The organism is Novosphingobium sp. BL-S-20 (assembly GCF_055521635.1).
Window position 1 is genome coordinate 1,825,827 of record NZ_CM145494.1, and the last position, 17,102, is coordinate 1,842,928.

At 64.8% G+C, this 17,102-nt stretch carries 17 protein-coding genes; 14 read left to right on the plus strand and 3 right to left on the minus strand.

All coding sequences use genetic code 11. The annotated features are described in order from the left end of the window. Positions 1-23: 23 nt before the first annotated feature. Positions 24-575: a VOC family protein gene (locus tag ACZ1II_RS16255; RefSeq protein WP_465144677.1), complete on the plus strand. Its 552-nt coding sequence runs from the start codon at positions 24-26 to the stop codon at positions 573-575. A 28-nt stretch (positions 576-603) separates the two neighbouring features. Here ACZ1II_RS16255 and ACZ1II_RS16260 read toward each other — a convergent pair whose 3' ends face one another. Beyond that, positions 604-957 carry a putative quinol monooxygenase gene (locus ACZ1II_RS16260; protein ID WP_465144678.1) on the minus strand — a complete coding sequence of 118 codons (354 nt, stop codon included), beginning with the start codon at positions 955-957 and terminating at the stop codon, positions 604-606. A 245-nt stretch (positions 958-1,202) separates the two neighbouring features. On the opposite strand from ACZ1II_RS16260, the gene ACZ1II_RS16265 reads away from it, so the two are divergent. The 7 genes from ACZ1II_RS16265 to ACZ1II_RS16295 all read left to right on the plus strand — a co-directional run bounded on the left by ACZ1II_RS16265 (position 1,203) and on the right by ACZ1II_RS16295 (position 7,651). Continuing rightward, positions 1,203-2,477, plus strand: a complete 1,275-nt coding sequence (locus ACZ1II_RS16265; protein WP_465144679.1) for an epoxide hydrolase family protein — start codon at positions 1,203-1,205, stop codon at positions 2,475-2,477. 39 nt (positions 2,478-2,516) lie between these two features. Further along, on the plus strand, positions 2,517-3,272 hold the full coding sequence (locus tag ACZ1II_RS16270; protein WP_465144680.1) for an SDR family NAD(P)-dependent oxidoreductase: 756 nt from the start codon (positions 2,517-2,519) through the stop codon (positions 3,270-3,272). Positions 3,273-3,357: 85 nt separating this feature from the next. Then, the gene (locus ACZ1II_RS16275) at positions 3,358-4,362 is read left to right on the plus strand and encodes an alcohol dehydrogenase catalytic domain-containing protein (protein ID WP_465144681.1); all 1,005 of its coding nucleotides are present in this window, start codon (positions 3,358-3,360) and stop codon (positions 4,360-4,362) included. A gap of 398 nt (positions 4,363-4,760) precedes the next feature. Further along, a complete protein-coding gene (locus ACZ1II_RS16280) occupies positions 4,761-5,627 on the plus strand; it encodes an AAA family ATPase (protein ID WP_465144682.1) in 867 nt (288 codons plus the stop codon). Positions 5,628-5,647: 20 nt separating this feature from the next. Then, positions 5,648-6,076: a GFA family protein gene (locus ACZ1II_RS16285; protein WP_465144683.1), complete on the plus strand. Its 429-nt coding sequence runs from the start codon at positions 5,648-5,650 to the stop codon at positions 6,074-6,076. 42 nt (positions 6,077-6,118) lie between these two features. Then, complete coding sequence (locus ACZ1II_RS16290) at positions 6,119-7,300, plus strand: vWA domain-containing protein (RefSeq protein WP_465144684.1); 1,182 nt, start codon at positions 6,119-6,121, stop codon at positions 7,298-7,300. A 60-nt stretch (positions 7,301-7,360) separates the two neighbouring features. After that, positions 7,361-7,651: a hypothetical protein gene (locus tag ACZ1II_RS16295; RefSeq protein WP_465144685.1), complete on the plus strand. Its 291-nt coding sequence runs from the start codon at positions 7,361-7,363 to the stop codon at positions 7,649-7,651. Between the two features lie 6 nt (positions 7,652-7,657). Here the strand turns inward: ACZ1II_RS16295 and ACZ1II_RS16300 are convergent, their stop codons facing one another. Next, a complete protein-coding gene (locus ACZ1II_RS16300) occupies positions 7,658-8,857 on the minus strand; it encodes an exo-beta-N-acetylmuramidase NamZ family protein (RefSeq protein WP_465144686.1) in 1,200 nt (399 codons plus the stop codon). Next, the gene (locus tag ACZ1II_RS16305) at positions 8,854-9,390 is read right to left on the minus strand and encodes a DOMON-like domain-containing protein (RefSeq protein WP_465144687.1); all 537 of its coding nucleotides are present in this window, start codon (positions 9,388-9,390) and stop codon (positions 8,854-8,856) included. Before ACZ1II_RS16305 ends, ACZ1II_RS16300 begins: the two co-directional genes overlap by 4 nt. Before the next feature lie 158 nt (positions 9,391-9,548). On the opposite strand from ACZ1II_RS16305, the gene tyrS reads away from it, so the two are divergent. The 6 genes from tyrS (at position 9,549) to ACZ1II_RS16335 (ending at position 16,554) form a co-directional block, all read left to right on the plus strand. Beyond that, positions 9,549-10,778 (plus strand): tyrosine--tRNA ligase, encoded by a 1,230-nt coding sequence (gene tyrS / locus ACZ1II_RS16310; RefSeq protein ID WP_465144688.1) that lies wholly within the window; start codon positions 9,549-9,551, stop codon positions 10,776-10,778. A 172-nt stretch (positions 10,779-10,950) separates the two neighbouring features. Continuing rightward, positions 10,951-11,289, plus strand: a complete 339-nt coding sequence (locus ACZ1II_RS16315; RefSeq protein WP_465144689.1) for a PilZ domain-containing protein — start codon at positions 10,951-10,953, stop codon at positions 11,287-11,289. 149 nt (positions 11,290-11,438) lie between these two features. Continuing rightward, positions 11,439-13,562: a TonB-dependent receptor gene (locus tag ACZ1II_RS16320; RefSeq protein WP_465144690.1), complete on the plus strand. Its 2,124-nt coding sequence runs from the start codon at positions 11,439-11,441 to the stop codon at positions 13,560-13,562. 66 nt (positions 13,563-13,628) lie between these two features. After that, positions 13,629-14,936, plus strand: coding sequence for an MFS transporter (locus ACZ1II_RS16325; RefSeq protein WP_465144691.1), 1,308 nt, complete (start codon positions 13,629-13,631; stop codon positions 14,934-14,936). Continuing rightward, entirely contained in the window at positions 14,933-15,850 is a 918-nt protein-coding gene (gene cysK / locus ACZ1II_RS16330; protein WP_465144692.1) for a cysteine synthase A, read from the plus strand. Before ACZ1II_RS16325 ends, cysK begins: the two co-directional genes overlap by 4 nt. Next, complete coding sequence (locus ACZ1II_RS16335) at positions 15,847-16,554, plus strand: dienelactone hydrolase family protein (protein WP_465144693.1); 708 nt, start codon at positions 15,847-15,849, stop codon at positions 16,552-16,554. Before cysK ends, ACZ1II_RS16335 begins: the two co-directional genes overlap by 4 nt. The last annotated feature ends 548 nt before the right edge of the window (positions 16,555-17,102 follow it).

Below are 17,102 nucleotides of genomic sequence, written 5' to 3' on the forward strand. Positions count from 1 at the left end.
CGCCTCGCGGCCCCGAGGCTGTGGTGAAACGCGGCCTTTCGCTCGCGATCCTGCTTCCGGCGGCAGCTTCGGCCGCCGCCGCTTTCGCGCAAGGGCAAGGCCCCGTCCGTCGCGCGTCGCAACCGGCTCTCGATGCGGGCGGCATCGATCATGTCGGCATTAACGTGCCGGATGCGGGAAAGGCCGCCGCGTTCTTCCATGACCTGATCGGCACACGAGTGGTGTCCGACCGGCGCCCTGCCCCGGTCGACCGAGAGTGGAAGCGCCGCTTTCGCTGGCACGCAAGCGCCCGGCTCCGCCGCCTCATGATGATCGAGGCCGCGGACGGCTCCAGGATCGAGCTGTTCGAATATGCCTCGCCCCACTCCTCACACCGGCAACCGCACGAGGACGATGCGAGCGCAACCCATATCGCGCTCAAGGCCCACGATCCTGCCCGCGCGCTGGCGACGGTCAGGGCCATGGGCCTGCCGGTCCTGAACGAACCCGTGACACTGCCGGACGGGACGCGCTGGTTCTATTTCCTCAGTCCCTGGGGTTCGCAGATCGAACTCGTCTTTCCCGCAAGTCAGTGAGGAGCGCCCGAGGGCGCTCCTCGCCCCGTCACGAGACTTTGCCGCGCGGATCGTCGATGTGCATCCGCGCGATGTCGTAGCGCACGCCCTCGCGGTGGAGGATGCGCACGGTCTTCACCACCGTCGACAGGGCCGAAAGGAAGCTCTCGGCTTCTTCGTGGTGCTCATAGGCCGCTTGATCGGCCCAGCCTTCGAGCAGGTGAAAGGTGTTCGGATCGGTCAGGTCCTGCGCGAAAGCATAGTAGATGCAGCCCGGCATCTTCTGCGCCGCCGTCATTTCAGGAATGACCGCGTCGATGAAGGCCTGCCTATCCTCCGGATGAACCCGGTAATAGGCGCTGACAGTGACTTCGGTTGAAAGCGTCTTGTCGTGGTCGGCCATGGCGGCCTCCTCTTGAGCTGTTGCAGTATCGAGCCGCCGCCGCCCGGGCAGAGCGTGAACGGCCAGCGATCCCAACTAGGTATCCGCTTCGCCAGTCCCAATCATGCCCGCAAGCGTCCCGATCATACCTGCGTATGAGTTCATGACACCTGGAGTTCGACCGACGACCTGCGCGTCTGATCGTCGCAGTCATGGCGATGTCCTAGCTGGAGGAACGATCACTTCCGCCGAAAAGGACGAACTGCATGACATCCGGTCACTCCCGCCGCCAGGCCTTTGCCGAACTGGGCAAAGGCGCAGCACTCGCTGCCGTCGCGGCGACGGCAGCCCCGGCCATTGCCGAAGCGCAAGGACTGCATCTCGCTCCAGCCTCACCCGCGATCACGCCCTTCCGTGTGGAAGTCCCGCAAGTGGCGATCGACGACCTCAAGCTGCGTCTGCGCCTGACCCGCCTACCCGAACGCGAGACTGTCAGCGACTGGTCGCAGGGCGTACCACTTGCCAAGGCCCAGGCGCTGGTCGCCTATTGGCGTGACCATTACGATTGGCGCCGGTTCGAACGCCGGATCAATTCCTACCCCCAGTTCCGCACCGAAATCGACGGACTGGGCATCCACTTCATCCACGTCCGCTCGCGCCATCCCGGCGCGCTGCCGATCATCCTTACGCATGGTTGGCCGGGTTCCATCGTGGAATTCCTTGATGTCATCGGCCCGCTGACCGATCCCACCGCGCATGGCGGCAAGGCAGAGGATGCCTTCGACGTCGTGATCCCCTCGCAGCCCGGTTTCGGGTTCTCGGACAAGCCGTCGGCGACGGGCTGGGACGTTGTTCGCACGGCCAAGGCCTGGGGCACGCTGATGCAGAGGCTTGGCTACGACCGCTGGGTCGCACAGGGCGGGGATTGGGGCGCAGGCGTTACTCACGCGCTCGGCCATGTCCGGCCTGCCGGTCTGATCGCTGCACATGTGAACTGGCCGCTGGTCATCCCGGCCCAGCCTCCCGCCCCGCTCACGCCCGACGAACAGGCTTGCATGACGGCCATCGCCGCGTTCCTGAACGATCAGTTCGGCTACTTCAAGGAACAGGGCACGCGGCCCCAGACCGTTGGCTATGCGCTTGCGGATTCGCCCATCGGTCAGGCCAGCTGGATCTACGAGAAGTTCCAGGCCTGGACGGACAATCGCGGCAATCCCGAGGATGCCCTGAGCCTCGACCAGATGCTCGACGACATATCGCTCTACTGGTTCACGAACAGCGCCGCATCCTCGGCCCGGATCTACTGGGAGAACACCAGGAACGGCGGCGGCTTCGATGCGGGCACGATCGAACTGCCGATGGCCGCCACGATCTTCCCACGGGAGATCTACCGCGCGCCCAAGGCCTGGGCCGAGGCCCGCTGGCCGAACATGTTCTATTGGAACGAGGTCGATCGCGGCGGACACTTTGCCGCCTTCGAACAGCCCCAGCTTTTCTCCGAAGAGATGCGCCGCGCCTTCCGCACGATGCGCCAAGCCTGACGCCTTAACACTCCCCATCAATAGACAGGAAACCTGAGCATGTCCCAACGTCTCGGCGGCAAGATCGCCCTCATCACCGGTGCGACCAGCGGCATCGGCCTTGCCACGGCCAAGGTCTTCGCGGCCGAAGGCGCGAAAGTCTTCATCACCGGGCGCCGACAGGATGTCCTCGACAAGGCAGTCGCGGAGATTGGCGGCGATGTCACCGGCATCCGCGCCGATTCCGCCAGCCTGGCCGATCTCGATGCCCTCTTCGCGCAAATAAAGACCGAAGCCGGGCGGATCGATGTCCTCTACACCGCCGCGGGCGGCGGCAGCATGCTCCCGCTCGGTCAGATCACCGAGGAGCAGGTCGACGACACATTCGACCGCAACGTCAAAGGCGTGATTTTTACCGTGCAGAAGGCCCTGCCGCTGATGGGCCAGGGCGGATCGATCATCCTTACCGGCTCGACGGCCGGAACAGAAGGCACCGCCGCCTTCAGCGTCTACTCCGCCTCGAAAGCCGCCGTGCGCAACCTTGCGCGCAGCTGGGCACTCGATCTCAAGGACAGCGGCATCCGGGTGAACGTGGTCAGCCCCGGCGCCACCCGCACGCCCGGACTTGTCGAACTGGCAGGCGAGGATGAAGCAGCGCAGCAGGGCCTGCTCGATTACCTCGCCTCGCGCATTCCGCTGGGCCGCGTCGGCGAGGCGGAAGAGATCGGCAAGGCCGTGCTGTTCCTCGCCAGCGACGATGCCAGCTTCGTAAACGGCGCAGAGCTGTTTGCTGACGGCGGACAGGCGCAGGTCTGATCCTGAACCAAACCGCCAGACGCCCGGTCGCTTCCCCCCTCCGCACGGCGACCGGGCGTCAAACCCTTTTCAGGAAATAAGCTTCATGCGTTCCGTCCTCTATCATCGACATGGCGTCCCCTCTGAAGTGTTGGAAACCGAAGAGGTGCCTGCCCCACCCCCTCCGCCGCCAGGCCACGTTGTCGTACGTGTTCGCATGCGCCCGGTTCACTACGGCGACCTGCTCGGCATAGCAGGCCGCTATCGCAGCGCTGGCGACATGTCCGTACCGCCTGAGGGCAATCGCGTCGGCTTCGAAGGTCTGGGCGAGATCGCATTCGTTGGCGAAGGTGTCGATCTACAGCCCGGAACCCGTGTCGCGTTCTTCCCGGGCCGCGGCGCCTGGAGCGAATACGCCACAGTGGCAGCCGAATTCGTTACACCGCTTCCTGACGACCTTCCCGATGAAATCGGCGCCCAATTGCATGTTAATCCTCTCACCGCCGCTCTACTGCGACGCGCCGTCGATAGAGCCGGATTAGTTCCCGGCCGGGACGTCGTTGTTCTCACCGCTGCCGGTTCGGCCGTCGCAAAATTGGCAATCACGGCTCTCGCCGCGGCCAAAGTTGCGGTCATCGGGCTTGTCCGCAGCGACGATGGCGCAAAACAACTTCATGGTCAGATGCCTTGCCTGCCCGTGCTTTCTGCGGCCAATCCGCATTGGAAAGAAAAGCTTGCGGACACCGTCGGCTCCAACCCGATCAAAGTGGTGCTCGATCCCGTGGGCGGCGCGTTAGCCAGTGAGCTGGCTGGCGTTCTGACCAATGGCGGATCGCTGATTTCCTACGGCGATCTTTCAGGTGAGCCGATCTCGGTTCCGGCTCTGGCATTCTCAACGCGTGACATCCGCATCTTCGGTGTGACAGTCGGCACATGGGCACAGTTGCCCGCTGTGCAGCGAGCGGAAGATGTGAAGTTCGCGATCGACCTTGCCCGGCACCATCCGGAGTTGTTCCCTGTGTCTGCCCGCTACGATCTCGCTCATGCTCGCAAGGCAGCCTCGCACGTCGAAAGGCCTGCCAAAACCGGCGTCGTGCTGATGACTTCATGAAGCCTGGAAATGACCTAGCGCCGCATGGGGCGGATAGGGCACCAAGTCTGGGCTGGATAACGGCAATGCTGGTCGTCGTGGGAGCCATCCTGCCGCTTCAATCAATCGTGGAATCGCCGGCAAGCGCAGCACGATCCTCCCGCCGAGCCGCCTCTTACTTACTCGCGGGCCTCCTGGAGCGCAGCGGCAACCGACAATGTCCCTTCCGAGATTTCGTCATCGGCAGGCCCTGACGGCGCTTGCTTATAACCCACGCCGACGCGCTTCCCACGCCGATATCCTAAATGCACTTGCGCATCTACGCCCCGCCAGTGCACACCCTCAGACAGTTTCGGCCGCGCAGCGCGGGTCGTAAGCGGGGTCTCTTTGAGCGTTTTTGCGGATCAGGGTCGATATACATGGACGATAAAACCCCCAACCCACAGCGTTTCGAAGGCACAAGCAGCTATGTCGCAACCGATGACCTGAAAGTCGCCGTCAATGCCGCCGTCCTGCTGCGCCGTCCGCTGCTGGTCAAGGGCGAACCCGGTACCGGCAAGACCGTGCTGGCCGAACAGATCGCCGCTTCGCTGGATGCTCCGCTCATTACGTGGAACGTCAAGTCCACCACCAAGGCGCATCAGGGCCTCTACGAGTACGACGCTGTCGGCCGCTTACGCGACGGCCAGCTCGGCGATGCCCGCGTTCATGACATCAACAACTACATCCGCAAGGGCAAGCTCTGGGAGGCCTTCACCTCTCCCCGCCTGCCGGTGCTGCTGATCGACGAGATCGACAAGGCCGACATCGAATTCCCCAACGACCTTCTGGCCGAACTCGACCGCATGGCCTTCGACGTCTACGAAACCGGCGAGCATGTCGCCGCTGCGGAACGCCCGATCGTCGTCATCACCTCGAACAACGAGAAGGACCTGCCCGACGCCTTCCTGCGCCGCTGCTTCTTCCATTACATCAAGTTCCCCGACCGCGAGACGATGCAGGCCATCGTCGATGTCCACTTCCCCGGCATCCAGAAGACCCTCGTCACCAGGGCGATGGAGATCTTCTATGAGCTGCGCGAAGTGCCCGGCCTCAAGAAAAAGCCATCCACCAGCGAACTGCTCGACTGGCTCAAGCTGCTGCTGAGCGAGGACACGCCGCTCGACGTGCTCCAGAACCAGGACCCGACCAAGGCGGTTCCTCCGCTCCACGGCGCCTTGCTCAAGAACGAGCAGGACGTCATGCTGTTCGAAAGGCTGGCCTTCATGGCGCGGCGCCAAAGTTGAATTCCGGGGACCTGACGACCATGACCGCACCTTATCCCGGCGGCTGCACCTGCGGCGCCGTTTCGCTGACCATATCCGGCGAGCCGATTGCCACGCGCCAGTGCTGGTGTCGCCAGTGCCAGCAACTCGCGGCGGGCGGACCAACCAACAATGCGATCTTCAAGGCCGAGGACGTGTCGATTGAAGGCACGCTCGGCGCCTCCACCTGGACGGCAGCGAGCGGCAACACGCTCACCTTCCATTTCTGTCCGCAGTGCGGCACCCAGATCTATGCACAAAGCTCGGCGCGGCCGCATTTGATGACCGTGCGCCTCGGCGCCCTCGATAGCGAGCATGGGCTGAAGCCCGAAGCCGTGATCTGGACCGAAGACGCGCCGAAATGGGCGATTTTCGATGCCGGCCTCGAAAGCTGGCCGCGTCAGCCCCCGCCCCCGCCATCGCCCGCATAGCCCCGTCTCATAAGGCCGGATCATTTCGATCGGGAAGCCCTCATGCTGCTGAACTTCGTCGAGGAACTGCGCGCCGCCGGGATTCCGGCCTCGCTGAAGGAGCATCTGGTGCTGTTGGAGGCGCTGGAACGCGATGTGATCGAGCGGACGCCGGAGGCCTTCTACTACCTCAGCCGCGCGACTTTCGTGAAGGACGAAGGCCTGCTCGACCGTTTCGACCAGGTGTTCCAGAAAGTCTTTAAGGGCGTGCTGAGCGACTATGGGCAGCAGCCAGTCGACATTCCCGAGGACTGGCTCCGCAAGGTCGCCGAGCGCTACTTCACTGCGGAGGAGATGGAGCAGGTCAAGGCGCTCGGTTCCTGGGACGAGATCATGGAGACGCTGAAGAATCGTCTGGAAGAGCAGGAAAAACGCCACTCGGGCGGCAACAAGTGGATCGGCACCGGCGGCACTTCTCCGTTCGGCCATTCGGGCTACAATCCCGAAGGCATCCGCATTGGCGGTGAAGGCCGACACGGGCGCGCAATCAAGGTCTGGGAAAAGCGCGAGTTCGCCAATCTCGACAACACCCGCGAACTCGGCACCCGCAACATCAAGGTCGCGCTGCGCCGCTTGCGCCGTTTCGCCCGCGAAGGCGCGGCGGAAGAACTCGACCTCGACGAGACGATCCGCGGCACCGCGAAACAGGGCTGGCTGGACATCCGCATGCGGCCGGAGCGGCGCAATGCCGTGAAGGTCCTGCTCTTCCTCGATGTCGGCGGCTCGATGGACCCGTATATCGAGCTGATGGAAGAGCTGTTCAGCGCCGCCAGTTCCGAGTTCAAGAACATGGAGTTCTTTTACTTCCACAACTGCCTCTACGAAGGCGTGTGGAAGGACAACCGCCGCCGCTGGTCGCAGCGCACGCCGACCTGGGACCTGCTCCACAAGTTCGGGCACGACTACAAGGTGATCTTCGTCGGCGACGCGGCGATGAGCCCTTACGAGATCAGCCACCCCGGCGGCTCGGTAGAGCACATGAACGACGAGGCAGGCGCGGTCTGGCTCTCCCGCGTGACGCAGACCTACCCGGCCACGGTCTGGCTCAACCCCACGCCGGAACGGCAATGGGGCTATTCCTCCTCGACCCGCATGATCCGCGACCTGATGGGCGGCGCGATGTTCCCGCTGACGCTCGACGGTCTCGATGCCGCGATGCGCCAGCTCAGCCGCAAGAAGAGCTGACGGCTTGCCTCAGCGTCCGACTTGCGGGACTATGCCTTTGTAAAAATGAGGAGTGCGACAATGAAAAAGGTTGTGCTGATCGCGGCGTTGGGCGCGCTGACCACGGCTGCGGCCCCTGCTCAAGACGCTGGAAAGGCTCCATCCCAGGCGCAGTGTGGCCACACGATCCAGCGGGCCAACGTCGCCGCGGGTCACGCCGCGCCGCATTCCGAAAAGGCGGAAAAGCCGGAGATCATCCGGGCGGTCGACAAATCGGTCGCCGGTTGCCCGGTGCTGGTGAGCACCAGCGGCCGAATGATGGCTCCGCCCGCTTATGCCGATGGACCGGCGACAGTCTCGCCGGCCCGTTGATCCCGCTCAGCGGTAGAGCAGCAGGTCCGCGACTTCGGCCTGCCACGCGGCTTCGTCACGCCCGGCAATCAGATCGAGATCACCGGGAAGAGCCGCCGGATCGTCTACCCATTCGCGCAAGGCCGGGCCGCCGTTGATGACATCGATGGCGAGGCGCTCGAACTCGTACTCGTAGGGGAAGTCGCGCCAGATCGGATAGTCCGGATAGAGCTGGCGGATCGCCTTGAACGCCAGCGCCTGAAGACGCCACGGGCGGAAGGCGTGGTGATCGTAGAACCTGCCCTCGGCATGGATCATCAGCCCGCTGCACAGCGTAGCGGCATGCTTGTGGAAGGTCGGCTCGAACCAGCATTCGCGCACGGCGCAGCCCGCCAGCCATTCCGGCGCGATCCGTTCCATCGCCGCGAGCACCGCCTTGGCATCGATATCGGGGGCGCCGAACAGCACTTCCAGCGGACGCGTGGTGCCGCGCCCTTCCGAAAGCGTCGCGCCCTCGATCATCACCGTCCCGGCATAGGCGCGGGCCATGTTGAGATTGGCGGCATTGGGGCTGGGGTTGATCCAGATGCGGTCCTGCGGCCAACCGAAACCGGGGCCTTCCGGCTCCCAGCCTTCCATCTCGACCACGCGGTAATCGACGTCGAGTTCGAACCGGCGCACGAACCAGTGGCCCATCTCGCCCAAGGTCAGGCCATGGCGCATCGGCATCGGCCCTGCCCCGACGAAGCTCTCCTGTCCGGGCAGCAGGATCGTGCCCTCGACCGGGCGGCCCGCCGGGTTCGGGCGATCGAGCACCCAGACCGACTTGCCCTGCTCCGCCGCCGCTTCGAGCAGATAGAGCAGCGTCGTCACGAAAGTATAGATGCGGCAGCCGAGGTCCTGGAGGTCGAACAGGAACACGTCCGCGCTCGCCATCATCTCCGTGCTCGGGCGGCGCACTTCGCCGTAGAGGCTGTAGACCGGGATGCCGTAAGTCGGATCGAGTTCGTTCTCGGTCTCGACCATGTTGTCCTGCTTGTCGCCCTTCAGTCCGTGCTGCGGGCCGAAGGCGCTCGTCACATTGACGCCCGCCGCGATCAGTGCGTCGAGCGAATGGACGAGGTCCTCGGTGACCGAGGCAGGGTGAGCGACGAGGGCGACGCGCTTGCCTTCCAGCGGCGCGCGCAGTTCAGGGTCCGCCAGCAGGCGATCGATGCCGAATTTCATGCGCCGGTGGGTGCCGCAAGCGGGAGCGCGAAGCAAGCCGGATCGTGGAAGTCCGGCGCATCGCCGTTGTGCGCAAGCGACCAGTAGCTCTTCACCCCGCCCTCTTCCTCGATCACGGCGGTGAAGCCGTAGTGCAGTTCCGCTTTCGGAAGCCCTGCCGCCGGGATCGCGGCATCGAACACGGCGATATCCGAACCCTTGCGCAAGCCGCATTCCGGCTCGCGCGGCATCGGCCGTTCGGTCATGCCTTCACGGCGGCCGGTGAAGTCGTAGACGTTCCAGCGCTCGGAGGGCGAGAGGTTGAATTCGATATAGCCCGCGCCGTCCGGCTCCTTCAGGAACAGTTCGAAGCAGGTGGTCTGCCACAGGTCGTTCGCGCGGCCCTTGCCCGCGAAAGCCGGGACCACGAGCTTGCCCGCGCCAAGAATGCGCCAGCGCACGCGCAGCCAGTCGCGGTCGTGCCCGATCACGCGGGTCTCGATGGAACGGACGAGGACGGGAGGATGTGCCGGGTGGCAGGTCAGGTCGGCCATGGCGCCTGCCTAGAGCGCGGAAGCCGCCTATGGCAATCCGGTTTCGCCTCCGGATACGACCGGAGTGCCCGGCACGGCGACCAACCGCTTCATCTTGCGCGCCTTGCGTGCTAGGCGCGCGGCTTCCGATCCATCATAGCCAAAAGCACTGGGCCATCATGACCTACAATTCCTCCCTGCTCCGCCTGCTCGAAGAGCGCGGCTACATCCACCAGATGACGGACGCCGAGGGCCTCGACGCTCTCGCCGCCAAGCAGGTCGTGCCCGGCTATATCGGCTTCGATGCGACGGCCCCGTCGCTCCACATCGGCAGCCTCGTGCAGATCATGATGCTGCGCCGTCTCCAGCAGACCGGCCACAAGCCGATCGTGCTGATGGGCGGCGGCACCACCCGGATCGGCGATCCGACCGGCCGCGACGAGAGCCGCAAGATGCTCACGGACGAGACGATCGAGACCAATATCAAAGGCATCTTCTCGATCTTCTCGCGCCTGCTGAAGTTCGGCGATGGCCCGACCGACGCGGTCATGGTCAACAACCAGGACTGGCTGGGCCAGCTCGGCTACATCCAGCTGCTGCAGGAAGTCGGCACCCACTTCACGGTGAACCGCATGATGTCGTTCGATTCGGTGCGCCTGCGCCTCGAACGCGAGCAGCCGATGACCTTCCTCGAATTCAACTACATGATCCTTCAGGGCTACGACTTCCGCCACCTCAACAAGGATCGGGAAGTCCGGCTCCAGATGGGCGGCTCCGACCAGTGGGGCAATATCGTCAATGGCATCGAACTGACCCGCCGCATGGACGGCAAGGAAGTCTTCGGCCTGACGACGCCGCTGCTCACCACCGCGGACGGCGCCAAGATGGGCAAGTCGGCCGCGGGCGCGGTCTGGCTCAACGAGGACATGCTGCCCTCCTACGACTTCTGGCAATACTGGCGTAACTGCGACGACCGCGACGTCGGCAAGTTCCTGCGCCTGTTCACCGATCTGCCGCTGGACGAGATCGCCCGCCTCGAAGCACTGGAAGGCGCCGCGATCAACGACGCCAAGGTCGTGCTCGCCAACGAAGTGACGAAGCTCTGCCGCGGCGAGGATGCCGCCGTCGCCGCCGAAGCGACCGCCAAGGCGACGTTTGCGGGCGGCGGTCTCGGCGAGGACCTGCCGACACTCGAAGTCTCCGGCGAAGGCGTGCGCCTCGGCGCGGCACTGACCGAACTCGGCTTCACCGCCTCCAACGGCGAGGCCAAGCGCAAGATCGGCGAAGGCGCGGTCAAACTGGACGATGCAGCAATGAACGACCCGGCCTTCCTGATCGAAGTCGCCTCCGGTGAAACCCGCAAGCTCAGCCTCGGCAAGAAGAAGCACGCGATCCTCAAGGGTCTTTGACACCTTCCCACAAGTGCGATGCAATAAACGCCCCGGTTCCCGAAACCGGGGCGTTTCAACGCAAGATAGGCACATTTTGCCGCCCGCTTATGCTCAATAGTGCACGGGTTTACCGTTTCTTTGCCATTTCAGTGCACCGTCCCCGCTCACGGTCACAACAGAGGCAATTGAGATGACTGCAGGAGCGCAGCTCACTGTAACCGACAAGCGTCGTGCGACGCGCCATCCCGTCGATTACCCGGTGATTGCGGAACACCGTCAGCTCGGCGACCTGCATCTGCACATCGTCAACCTCTCGGCCCAGGGCTTCATGTCGCAGGGCGAACTGCCGCTGGAGCGCGGCGAGCGCCTCGTCATGCGCCTGCCGGTGATCGGCCGGATCGAAGCCCACATGATCTGGGCACACGAAGGCCGCGCGGGTTTCCAGTTCGAGCGGATCATCCGCGTCGACGATTTCCTCAAGCTGGTCGATACCGTTCAGCCCAACCCGCGCCTGCGCCCCCGTCGCTGAGAAGGCCGCTGAGGGGGCCCGCGGGAAACGCCGGGCCGATTTTCCGCAAAATCAACGACAAACTCCATTTGTCGCACATATGCCTCGCTTCAGCGAACTGAAACACTTCAGCATTGATATGTTATATCCTCGCAATTAGCCGTTTAGGCATGACGCTCCCAACCGCCCGAATCGCCCTGCTGGTCACTGCCAGCGCCTTCTCCACGACGCTCGCGCTGCTGCCGGCCATGGCCAGTGCCCAGACTACGACTGCGTCAGCGACTGCAACCGCGCCTGCGGATACGGACGGGCACCCGCAGGAAAGCGGCGCCGACATCATCGTCACCGGCCGCCTCATTTCCGGCAATGCCGATCCGATTTCGGCCCCCGTCGTGCTTTCGGGCGAGGCGCTGACCCGCGATCTCAAGCCGCAGATCGGCGAGATGCTGGCGAGCCTGCCCGGCGTTTCCAGCACCGGCTTCGCCCCCGGCGTCTCGCGCCCGGTCTTGCGCGGCTTCGACGGCCCGCGCGTCCAGGTCCTGCTTGACGGCATCGGCTCGCTCGACGCCTCCTCGGTCTCGGCCGACCACGCAGTCTCGCTCGATACGCTCAATGTCGAGCGCGTCGAAGTGCTCCACGGCCCGCGCGTCCTGCTCTATGCCAGCGATCCGGCAGGCGGTGCGGTCAACGCCGTCGACAAGCGCATTCCCCGCAAGGTTCCCGACAAGGCCTTCACTGTCGACGCACTCGGCTCGTTCGGAACGGCAGCCAACATGGTCAACGGCGGCGTCGCCACCGACGTGCGCCTCGCCAGCCGCCTCGTCGCCCATTTCGATGCTTCCTACTATCACAGCGACGACCTCCATGTCGGCGGCTACGTCCTCTCGCCAGAGCTGCGCGCGCAGACTCTGACGCAGGCCAGCGCTCTGGCCGATGCGGGCGACCTCACCGGCGCAGCCACGCTGACCCAGCAGGCGAACAGGCGCGGCAAAATCGCCAACAGCGGCACCGAAGGCTGGACTTACGGCGGCGGCCTGGCCTTCATCGACCAGGGCGGCGACATCGGCGTCTCGGTCCAGCGCCTCGCCACCGACTACGGCATTCCGCCGCGCCCCTCCGCCGATCCGGACTCGACCAGCATCTCGCTGCGCCAGACCCGCGTGGACTTGCGCGCCGGTCTCAACCTCGATGGCTTCCTCAAGCGCGTCGAAGTGCGCGGTGCCTATGGCGACTACGAGCATGCCGAGATCGAGGACGGCGATATCGGCACCCAGTTCCACAACCAGGCGCTCGAAGTCCGCCTCCAGGCCGACCAGGCCCGGCGCGGCATCTGGAGCGGCTCCAGCGGCGTCCAGTACTCCTCCTCGCAGCTTCGCATCACCGGCGACGAAAAGCTGCTGCCGAACAACAACACCGATCGTTTCGCGGTCTTCACGCTCCAGCATCTCGAACTGGGCCAGTTCGACCTCGAAGGTGCGCTGCGTTATGAGAACACGCAGATCCGCACGATCCCGGCCGATGAATATCGCAACTTCAACCAGTATGCCGCCGTCGCGGGCGCGGCCTGGCATCCGATCGATACCGTCACCCTCTCGGTGAACTACTCGCACGGCGAGCGCGCGCCCTCGGCGGAAGAGCTCTTCGTGGACGGCATGCACGATGCCACCCAGTCCTACGAACGCGGCAATCCGAACTTCAAGGTCGAGCGCAGCGACAGCATCGAAGCCGGGGCACGCTATAACGGCGGCGACGTGGTCGGCTCGGTGACGGTGTTCGGCACGAACTTCGCGAACTTCATCACCGCCGTCCCCACCGGCGAAGTTATCGAGGACTTCCCGGTTTACCAGTACCTCCAGGCCCCTGCCCGCTTCCGCGGCATCGAGGCCGAAGGCGGCGTCACTTTTGCGCATTGGGGCGACAAGTCGCTGAAAGCCGACGGCGGCGTCGACTATACCCACGCCAGGCTGGTGAACATGGGGCCGGTCCCCCGCATCCCGCCGCTGCGCGCGCGCGGCGGGCTGGAGTTCGATGCCTCCTCCTTCACCCTGCGCGGCGAAGTCGAGTGGAATGCCAAGCAGACCCGCGTGACCGAGAACGAAAACCCGACCGATGCCTTCACCCTCGTAAACGCCAGCGCCACCTGGCGCCCGTTCGGCGCGGAGGGGCCGCTCTCGCTGATCCTGGCGGCGGACAACCTGCTCGACGTGACGGGAAGGCTTGCCGCTTCGGAAACACGCGACTTCGTGCCGATCGCCGGACGCGACGTGCGCCTGACCGCGCGCTTCACCTACTGACGAAAAAAATAAGCTGCGAAAAAATCTCATAAGCAGCATGTCTTGGCAATGCTTTGACATGCTGCCATGCAGCCACCCGTGAGTACGATAGAGACACCAAGCCCTTCCGCAGCGGCAGAGCCAAGCTCGCCGCTGCGCATTGCCGATTACCGCAAGTTCTGGCTCGCCCGTTTCGCGGTGGTCTTCGCGTCGACCGGCATGGTCGTCATCATCGGCTACCAGCTCTACGACGTCGCCCGCAGCGTCTACGGCATGTCGATCACCCAGGCCTCGTTCCAGCTCGGTCTGCTGGGTCTTGCCCAGTTCCTGCCTATCTTCCTGCTGACCCCGGTAGCGGGCGTCATCGCCGACCGCTTCGACCGGCGCAAGGTGGCGGGCCTCGCCATGGCCGCCGACGTGCTGGTCGCGGCCGGACTGGCCCTCGTGACCGAACTCGACTTGCGCAGCCTGCCGGTGCTCTACGTCTTCGCGGCACTCCACGGGATCGCCCGCGTTTTCGTCAGCCCGTCGATGACCGCGATTGCCCCCAACATCGTGCCGGTCTCGCTGATCCCGCGCGCCATCGCCTTCAACTCGATCGCGATCGAGGCCGGGACGATCATCGGCCCGGCGGCCTTCGGCTTCCTCTTCGCCCGGCACCACGCGACGCCTTACTGGGTCGCCGCCGTGCTCATGGCCATCGCCGCGCTCAGCATCACCAGCATCCGCAACCTGCCGCCGGTGCCCAAGGACGCGCGCCGCGACCACCCGGTCCGCCAGATCGTCGACGGATTCCACTTCATCTGGCGCGAGCGATTCCTGCTCGGCTGCATCACGCTCGACCTCTTCGCCGTGCTGCTGGGCGGCGCCACCGCGCTGATGCCGGTCTTCGCGCGCGACATTCTCCATGTCGGCCCCGAGGGCCTCGGACAGATGCGCGCCGCCACCGCCTGCGGTGCCGCCACCGTCGCGGTCTGGCTCTCGTTCAAGCCGCTGGCGAAGAACGTCGGCGTGAAGATGCTGCTTTCCGTCGCCGCCTATGGTGCGATGACGGTCGGCTTCGGCCTGTCGCGCAGCTTCGTGATTTCGCTCGGCTTCCTCGCCCTGCTCGGCGCGGCGGACATGATTTCGGTGTTCATCCGCAGCTCGCTGGTCCAGCTGCGCACGCCCGATGACAAGCGCGGGCGCGTTTCCGCCATTTCCGGCCTCGCCATTTCGGCGTCAAACGAGCTTGGCGAGATGCAGTCGGGCGTGGCAGCAGCCCTGCTCGGCGCGACCGGTGCAGTTGTTTTCGGCGGCAGCGCTGCCATAGTCATTACCGCAATCTGGGCCTGGAGCTTTCCCGAGATCCGCCGCGCCCGTACCTTCGCACCACGATGGGAGCATGAGACATGAAGGCCGACAGCATCCTCGCCACGATCGGCAATACCCCGCATATCCGCCTCTCGCGCCTGTTCCCGGACCATGAGGTATGGGTCAAGGCAGAGCGGACCAATCCCGGCGGCTCGATCAAGGACCGCATCGCGCTCGCGATGATCGAGGCAGCCGAAGCGGACGGCACGCTCAAGCCCGGCGGCACGATCATCGAGCCGACCTCGGGCAATACCGGCATCGGCCTTGCCATGGTTGCGGCGGTGAAGGGTTACAAACTGGTTCTCGTCATGCCCGAATCGATGTCGATCGAGCGTCGCCGCCTGATGCTGGCCTATGGCGCCACTTTTGACCTCACTCCGCGCGAAAAGGGCATGAAGGGCTCGATCGAGCGCGCCAAGGAATTGCTGGAAACCATTCCCGGCTCGTGGATGCCGCAGCAGTTCGAAAACCCGGCCAATGTCGCCGTCCACGTGAAGACCACGGCGCAGGAAATCCTCGCCGACTTCGCCGATACCCCGATCGACGTGCTCATCACCGGCGTCGGCACCGGCGGCCACCTCACCGGCTGCGCCGAGACGCTCAAGCAGTCTTGGCCCGCACTCAAGGCCTATGCGGTGGAGCCGACGCTTTCGCCGGTGATCTCGGGCGGCCAGCCCGGCCCGCACCCGATCCAGGGCATCGGCGCCGGCTTCGTTCCCGCCAATCTCCACACCCAGTCGATCGACGGCGCGCTTCAGGTCGATCCGGCCGATGCCAAGGAATGGGCGCGCCGCTGCGCGACCGAAGAAGGCATGCTCGTGGGCATCAGCTCGGGCGCGACGCTTGCCGCCATCGCCCAGAAGCTCAAGGAACTGCCCGCAGGCAGCCGCGTGCTCGGCTTCAACTACGACACCGGCGAGCGCTATCTCTCGGTGCCGGACTTCCTGCCGGAATGACCATGCTGGAAACGATTGCCTATAGCCACGCCGGTCAGGATCTGACCGGCCACCTCGCCCGTACCGAAGGATCGCCGCGCGCTGCGGTGATCCTGTTCCCGACGATCGCCAACTTCAACGCGGCGATTGAGCGCCGCGCGAAGATGCTGGCCGATCTCGGCTATCTGGTCCTGGTCGCGGATTTCTATGGCGAGCCGGTCGCCAGCTTCGAAGCCTCGTTCCCGATGGCCGAAAAGCTGCGGGCCGACAACGGTCACTACCGCGCCCGCATCGCTGCCGCCATTGCCGCGCTGAAGGCGATTCCCGAAGCAACCGGTTTACCGGTGCTCGGGATTGGCTATTGCATGGGCGGTCAGGCCGTTCTGGAAGCGGCGCGTGACGGTCAAGACCTTGCCGCCGCCGTCAGCTTCCACGGCACGCTGTCGACCGTCGCTCCGGCCGAGCCAGGCGCGATCAAGCCGCGCATCCTCATCTGCCACGGCGATGCCGATCCGCTGGTCCCGCGCGAGCAAGTGATCGGTTTCTGGGAGGAAATGGACCGGGCCGGCGCGAACTGGCATTTCCATGCCTATTCGGGGGTGCGCCATGGCTTCACCGATCCGGGCAGCGATGAGCGCGGCATGGCCGCAATCGGCTACGACGCCAGCGCCGATCGCCAGAGCTGGGCCGCCCTGCTCGCGTTTTTTGATGAAATCCTGAACTGAGACTTCCAAGCCGTGGCCGTCCGCAAGGGACGGCCACGGTGGTCAAGCGGTCGGCTCAGCAGCCGTCCGACTTGCCATCGTCTGGGTTCCAGTTGCCCCAGCTGATGCTACCCCAGCTGATGGTTCCCCAGCTGGCGCCACCCGGTCCGGTGTTGCCCCAGCTAATGGTCCCCCAGCTCGCGTTGCCCCAGCTGACGTTCCCCAGACCCGAAATCGCCGAAAGAATCGACGACGGGATCCCGCTGGGGAAATTGCTGGCGGACGGAGTCGTTGCCATGGCCGCCGTCGGAGCTGCAACGAGCCCCAACGCCATGGCAGCTATCAACGCTTTGTGCTTCATTGATGCTTCCCTTCCATTCATGCGCCCCAGGCACCCTACAGAGCACCCATCTCCTCACCCCGGCCTGCCTCGAAATCTCGGCAACCCGAAGGCAGACAGAGCCGCCAATCGGTACATGGGGCACGAAGCACCGACCAAAGCCTCTGCCGTTCAACGATTTTCTCGTAGGACGGGCACGGCCAAGGAAGGCCCTTGCACCCTGTCGAGC